We start from the raw sequence: 6,395 nt of genomic DNA, 5'->3' as shown, positions 1-6,395 counted from the left end.
TCAAGGCTTTTTCGTTTCCGTCTGCGCCGGAAGTGGGGCGAATTATAGACAGATCACAGAGGGCGTCAACCGTTAATTTCAAAATCACCGAAATTGCCCGTTTCGTGATTACCTATATAGAAGGAAAAGCAAAAATTGCGCAATATATTGCCCATGCATCGATTGTTGCGCATCATGTTCGATTATCAGTGCCCGGATCACACCCAGGATGTACAACCAAAATGTCTGAGAAACCCCACACTATAGCGTCCGCCCTTTTCCCCCTAGGGCTGCTGATGATCGCCATGATCTCCATTCAAAGCGGCGCGTCACTGGCAAAGAGTCTTTTTCCCGTAGTGGGCGCGCAAGGCACCACGACCCTGAGGCTGGTATTTGCGAGCCTTATCCTTATCGCCATCCTGCGCCCATGGCGAGCGAATCTGACCGCAAAATCGCTACGCACTGTGGTGATCTACGGCATTGCGCTGGGCAGCATGAACCTCCTTTTCTATATGTCGTTGCAGACTGTGCCTTTGGGAATCGCGGTCGCGCTGGAGTTCACCGGTCCACTGGCTGTAGCTCTGCTGTCTTCGCGCAAGCCCATCGATTTTCTATGGGTTTCGCTGGCAGTTATCGGCTTATTGCTATTGATCCCCCTCGGGGCCTCGAACGAAGCGATTGATCTGCTCGGCGCTGCGTATGCACTGGGGGCCGGAGTGTGCTGGGCCGCTTATATAGTGTTCGGGCATAAAGCAGGTGCAGACAACGGCGTACAGACCGCCGCGCTTGGCGTGATGATTGCCGCACTCTTCATCGGACCTGTCGGCGTGATACACGCAGGCTCTGCATTATTTGACATTTCATTGGTACCGGCAGCGCTGGGTGTCGCCATTCTGTCGACCGCCCTGCCCTACAGCCTGGAAATGATCGCTCTGACGCGAATGTCGGCACGCACATTCGGCACACTGGCAAGCCTGGAGCCTGTCTTCGCAGCGCTATCAGGTCTGGTGTTTCTTCACGAGAGCCTTTCGCTGACCCAATGGCTGGCAATTGGCGCAATCATCTTCGCATCCATCGGTGCCACCCTTGGTTCTGCAAACACAAAACCTCAATTGGTCCCTGCCGACTGAACTGACCACGCGGTCATAAGGTCAAGAAGCGACATGGCACTAGCATTTGTTAAGCGCATGCGCCATGTTTACACCTGACCTACAGATGTTCGAGAGTTCTGCGTTACAGTTTTATCGACTCATGATCCAGTCATCCGGATGGATCGCGATTAGCAATGGCCTGCTAAGGAAAGGAATGAAATACATTTTTATCGTATTGGCCATGTTGGCTGTGGCAGGTTGTGCAGCCACATCCAAGCCTGTCAAGCAAAGCAAGCGCGGCATTCACATCAACTGCTCCGGCCTGACGTCCTCCTGGGCCAAATGCTACGAGCTTGCGACCAACGCCTGTGCGTCAAGGACGTTCAAGGTCATCGCAAAATCGGGCGATGCCACCGAAGAGCCGGAAGACTATCCGTTCGGCCTCAACCCCGCAGGCTATACCAGCCGCAGCATGATTATCGTCTGCAGAAAAAGCACACCACTGACGGATCCGTTACCGCAGGACTGAGCCTGCGGTAACGCGCTTCGAGATATCAGACAGCGACCGTGCGTGCCTGCAACCACAACAGCGCTGTACCCTGCAGTAGAGGGCTCAATCGCACAAGAACGTGAGCGTGGTAATCGTTCAACCAGGTGCGTTCTTCCTCGTTCAACATCGAGACCTCGATGCAACGCGTATCGATCGGGCAAAGCGTCAGGGTTTCAAAACGCAGGAACTCGCCGAACTCGGTAGTGCCCGCTTCCTGATTAATCACCAGGTTTTCGATGCGCACACCCCAGCGCCCGGGCCGGTAAGTACCAGGTTCAATAGACGTGATCATGCCTGGGAGCATTGCTGTCTGCGGCGTTGCAGGTGCCTGATAGGCAATAACTTGTGGCCCTTCGTGGACGTTCAGAAAATACCCGACACCATGCCCGGTGCCATGACCGTAGTTGACGCCTTCACTCCAGATTGGCGCTCGGGCAATGGCATCCAGCAACGGCGAAAGAATGCCTTTGGGAAAATGCGTGCGCGATAACGCAATAACGCCTTTGAGAACCCGCGTACAGTCCTGCTTCTGCTCGGCACTCGGCGTTCCGATCGCAACCATGCGCGTGATATCGGTGGTGCCACCAAGGTATTGACCGCCCGAGTCGATCAACAGCAAGCCATCACCTTCTATCTGCGCGTGCTCAGCTTCAGTCGCTCGGTAATGCGGCATCGCGCCGTTGGCATTGAACCCTGCAATGGTTGCAAAGCTGGGTGAAACATATCCAGGACGTCGCTCCCGTGCCTGAGTAAGCTTTTCATCAATCGTCACTTCGCTGATGGGCTCACGTCCCAGCGCACTGTCCAGCCAGGCGAAGAACTCGCAGAGCGCCGCACCATCCTGCTCCATTGCCTGACGGATGTGACCTGTATCGGTCTCGGTTTTTTGCGATTTCAGCAGCGTACTCGGATTAAGCCCTTCAACCAGGGTGACTTCACTGTCAAGGTAATCGAGCAAGCCGCAGGTAACACGCGCCGGATCAACCAGCAGTCGTGCGTCTTTCGGCAGCTCGCGCAAGGCTGCGCCAATCTGCGTGTATTCCATGAGATTGATGCCGTCGCGCTCCAGACGCGAGCGCACCGGGTCAGGCACTTTCCTTGAGTCCACGAACAGCGTGACGCTATGCGGACCGATCAAGGCGAAGGCGATGAAAACCGGATTGTAGGAAACGTCAGCGCCACGCAGATTGAACAGCCAGGCTATGTCATCCAGTGTTGCGATGAAGTGCCAGTCAGCGTTTCGCTCGGCAACGATCTGGCGAACACGAGCCAGTTTTTCAGCACGGTCCAGAGATGCCTGAGGGGGCAAGTGTTCGTAGATTGGGTGAGACGGCAAGGCAGGACGGTCCTGCCACAGCTCGGTGAGCAGATCGATATCCGTGCGCAGGCGAGCACCACGCGCGTAAAGCCTGCTTGCAAGAGTGCGCGAAGAGGCAACGGCCAGGACCGCACCGTCTACGGCAACTACACTTTCGGCTTTGGCTTCGTCCGCCAGCCATTCAAGCGGCCCCTGCTGGCCCGGCAACAGTTTCACCAGCTCGATACCGCTACCTGCCAGTTCCTTGGTTGCCTGCTCCCAATAGCGACTGTCAGCCCATATGCCTGCAAAGTCCTGGGTAATGATCAGTGTACCGACCGAACCGTGAAAACCCGACAGCCACTGGCGCCCCTGCCAATAGCCGGGCAGGTATTCGGAGAGATGCGGATCCGCTGACGGCACCAGATAGGCATCGATGCGCTCCCTGCTCATCAAGGCGCGGGTTTGCGCCAAACGTTCTGCCACTTCTGAACTGGCATTGGATTGCGTGCTCATTGACTCTCCTGCTGACCCGGAAATTGACTGCTTTCACCGGTTCAGATAATGGAGCACTCATCGAGACTGAGCAACCGCCCAGAACGCTGGTTGAATCAGACAGGCATGAATCGACTCGGCCGCACGCTCGATATCCTGATCACGAGTGAAGCGCCCCAGGCTCAGACGTATGGTCTGACCGGCAGCCTGCGGACTCAGTCCCAGAGCCAGCAGGACGTGTGAAGGCAGGTTCTTCGCCGAGTTACAGGCCGAGGTAGAAGAGAAGGCAAGTTTGTCGCCCAGCGCTGCAACGTCGAGATCATTGTGGGTGAATGTAAAACTGAGGGTGTGGGCAATCCGCTGGGTGGGACTGCCGTTGATACACACACCCGGAATATCGGCCAGTCGCTCACAGAGAAGACTATTGAGCCGCTGTATTTCAACAACTTCTTCTTCAAGCACTTCGGCCGCCAGGGCAAAGGCCGCACCCATCCCGGCAATCTGATGCGTCGCCAGGGTGCCGGAGCGCAGACCACATTCATGCCCGCCTCCGTGAATCTGGGCGAGAACCCGTTGCTGCGCGCGCGGGCCGACATACAGCGCGCCAATCCCTTTGGGCCCATAGATTTTGTGTGCAGAAAGCGACATCAGGTCTACCGCGAGCTGACTCAAGTCAATCGGCAACTTGCCAGCGCCCTGCGCAGCGTCGACATGCAACAATGCGCCGTGAGCCCTTACCCGCCTGCCGATTTCCGCGATGTCGTTGACCGTACCCAGTTCGTTGTTGACCAGCATCAGCGAGACCAGAAACGTATCATTGCGCAAAGCGGCACTGACCGCGTCGGCGCTGATCAGGCCATCGCTGTCCGGGGCCAGCCAGGTAACCTCGACGCCCACTTCCTCAAGTTGCCGCGCAGTATCAAGGGTTGCCTTGTGTTCGATCTGACTGGTGATGATATGACCGGATCTGCCTCCGGCGAATGCTGCCTGCCTCTTCGCGCGTTCTTGAGCCACGCCCTTGAGCGCCAGATTGCTGGATTCGGTGGCACCGGAGGTCCAGATGATCTGCGAGGCCTGAGCACCTACCAGACGGGCAACCTGCTCACGGGCAATCTCTACCGCAACGCGGGCCTTTTGTCCGAATGAATGAGCGCTGGATGCAGGGTTGCCAAAATTGCCTGACACACCCAGACAATCGACCATGACCCTGATAACACGCTCGTCCACAGGCGTAGTGGCGGCGTAATCAAAATACAGCACTGGCTCTTTCATGTTCGTTCTCCTGCCTGCAGTCCATGAACACGATCATGCACCAAACCACATAGAACCAAAAATTATTAATTGATATTTAAATAGATAAATTGGAAATATAAAGAGGCGCAGATTGTAAAATCCAGCGACTTATTGACGTCTTGCAAAGCACGTTCAGCGTGTCATTTAAATACACCTGCAAGATGATATTTTTTTGACACCCTTATAAATCAGTTAGTTATGAAATCTGCTTTACCATTTATGAAAAATATAACAGAAAGATGACGAAATAATTTGACAGATACCCTGCCGCGACCGATATATAGGACCGTCAGGCGCATTCCGTTGTCACGCACATGCCGCAGAGCATGGCGTCGGGATAATCAAGCCGAAGTTGACCGCTGTTCCGTCCCACGCTTTCAGTTATTTCCACGGTGCTCAGCAGGCGCCGGCGGATGTCTGTTGACTCTCCATTCTATTTTTAAAGTACTGAACACGTTCGGTGTGGCGGTAGCGTTGCCTGAAGCAATGCAGCGCCCGTGCGCGAAAAAGATGTCTGGTCACTCACTCGGCAACACCCCGATTCAGAGAAACATGGAGGCTTCGATGATTAATGTGACCAAGACGTATCTGGGTGATATCGACCAGTTCAAACGCTACGTTGAAGGTATCTACGCCCGCGGCTGGCTGACCAATCACGGCCCGCTGGCCAAGGATCTGACGGACCGGCTCAAGGACTATCTGGGTGTCAAACACATTATTCTGACCAATAATGGCACTCTTGCCCTGCAGATTGCCTATCGGGCTCTGGGCTTGAGTGGCAGCGCTGTTACAACGCCATTCAGTTTCGTCGCCACCAGCAGCTCGCTGCAATGGGAAGGTATTCGCCCGGTCTTTGCCGATATTGATCCGGACACCTGGAATATCTCGCCACAGCACATCAAACGCAGCATCGCCGAAGACACTACGGCAATCGTGGGCACCCATGTGTTCGGCAATCCTTGCGACGTAGAAGCCATTCAGCAGATTGCCCGCGAACATAAGCTCAAGGTGATCTATGACGGCGCACATGCATTTGCCGTGCGTCATGCCGGCCAGTCGGTGCTCAATCATGGCGATATCAGCACCTTAAGCTTTCATGCCACCAAACTGTTCCACACGATTGAAGGCGGCGCGATCATCACCAACGATGACGAACTGGCCAGAAGCGCCCACCTGATGTGCAACTTTGGCATATCGGGAGTAGACCGAATCGACGGCATCGGCATCAATGCCAAGCTCAACGAATTCTCCGCAGCCATGGGGCTGTGCATTCTCGACAACATAGGCAACATCCTTGAAGAGCGCGCGCAAATCGCTCACCGCTATACGTCAGCGCTGGAAAGCTACCTGGATCTGCAAAAACCCCAGGCCGACAGCGAACTCAATAACAGCTATTACCCGGTGGCGCTGCGTAACGAGCAACAGCTGTTGACGGTGCGCACTGCGCTCAACCTGCGCAAGATCAACCCTCGCCGCTATTTTTACCCCTCACTGGACACCCTTGAATACCTGCAGCCACAGCCCGGCCAGCCTGTATCCAGAGCATTGAGCGAACGAGTGCTGTGCCTGCCGATCTATCCCGGCCTGCTGAAAAGCGAGCAGGACCTGGTCATACGCACGCTGATCGAAACCTGTGCTGTGACAGATATGGACTACCCGGCTTGCTCCGCTGCCAGGGTCTGCTGACTAT

5 protein-coding genes are annotated in these 6,395 nt (G+C 55.3%); 3 read left to right on the top strand and 2 right to left on the bottom strand.

Annotated features, from left to right (window positions below):
- The first annotated feature begins 221 nt into the window (after positions 1-221).
- Entirely contained in the window at positions 222-1,109 is an 888-nt protein-coding gene (rhtA, locus tag RYB66_RS19620; protein ID WP_016980612.1) for a threonine/homoserine exporter RhtA, read from the top strand.
- A 175-nt stretch (positions 1,110-1,284) separates the two neighbouring features.
- Positions 1,285-1,599 carry a hypothetical protein gene (locus RYB66_RS19615; protein WP_002554031.1) on the top strand — a complete coding sequence of 105 codons (315 nt, stop codon included), beginning with the start codon at positions 1,285-1,287 and terminating at the stop codon, positions 1,597-1,599.
- Positions 1,600-1,624: 25 nt separating this feature from the next.
- Here RYB66_RS19615 and RYB66_RS19610 read toward each other — a convergent pair whose 3' ends face one another.
- Positions 1,625-3,433 (bottom strand): aminopeptidase P family protein, encoded by a 1,809-nt coding sequence (locus tag RYB66_RS19610; protein ID WP_316893173.1) that lies wholly within the window; start codon positions 3,431-3,433, stop codon positions 1,625-1,627.
- A gap of 57 nt (positions 3,434-3,490) precedes the next feature.
- The gene (locus RYB66_RS19605; RefSeq protein ID WP_316893174.1) at positions 3,491-4,684 is read right to left on the bottom strand and encodes a cysteine desulfurase family protein; all 1,194 of its coding nucleotides are present in this window, start codon (positions 4,682-4,684) and stop codon (positions 3,491-3,493) included.
- 585 nt (positions 4,685-5,269) lie between these two features.
- On the opposite strand from RYB66_RS19605, the gene RYB66_RS19600 reads away from it, so the two are divergent.
- Complete coding sequence (locus RYB66_RS19600) at positions 5,270-6,391, top strand: DegT/DnrJ/EryC1/StrS family aminotransferase (RefSeq protein WP_011168976.1); 1,122 nt, start codon at positions 5,270-5,272, stop codon at positions 6,389-6,391.
- The last annotated feature ends 4 nt before the right edge of the window (positions 6,392-6,395 follow it).

It is taken from the genome of Pseudomonas syringae group sp. 243L2 (genome assembly GCF_032587875.1).
Taxonomy (GTDB): domain Bacteria; phylum Pseudomonadota; class Gammaproteobacteria; order Pseudomonadales; family Pseudomonadaceae; genus Aquipseudomonas; species Aquipseudomonas amygdali.
Note: the sequence above shows the minus strand (reverse complement) of the source record. Positions and strands in the feature narration are given on the sequence as shown.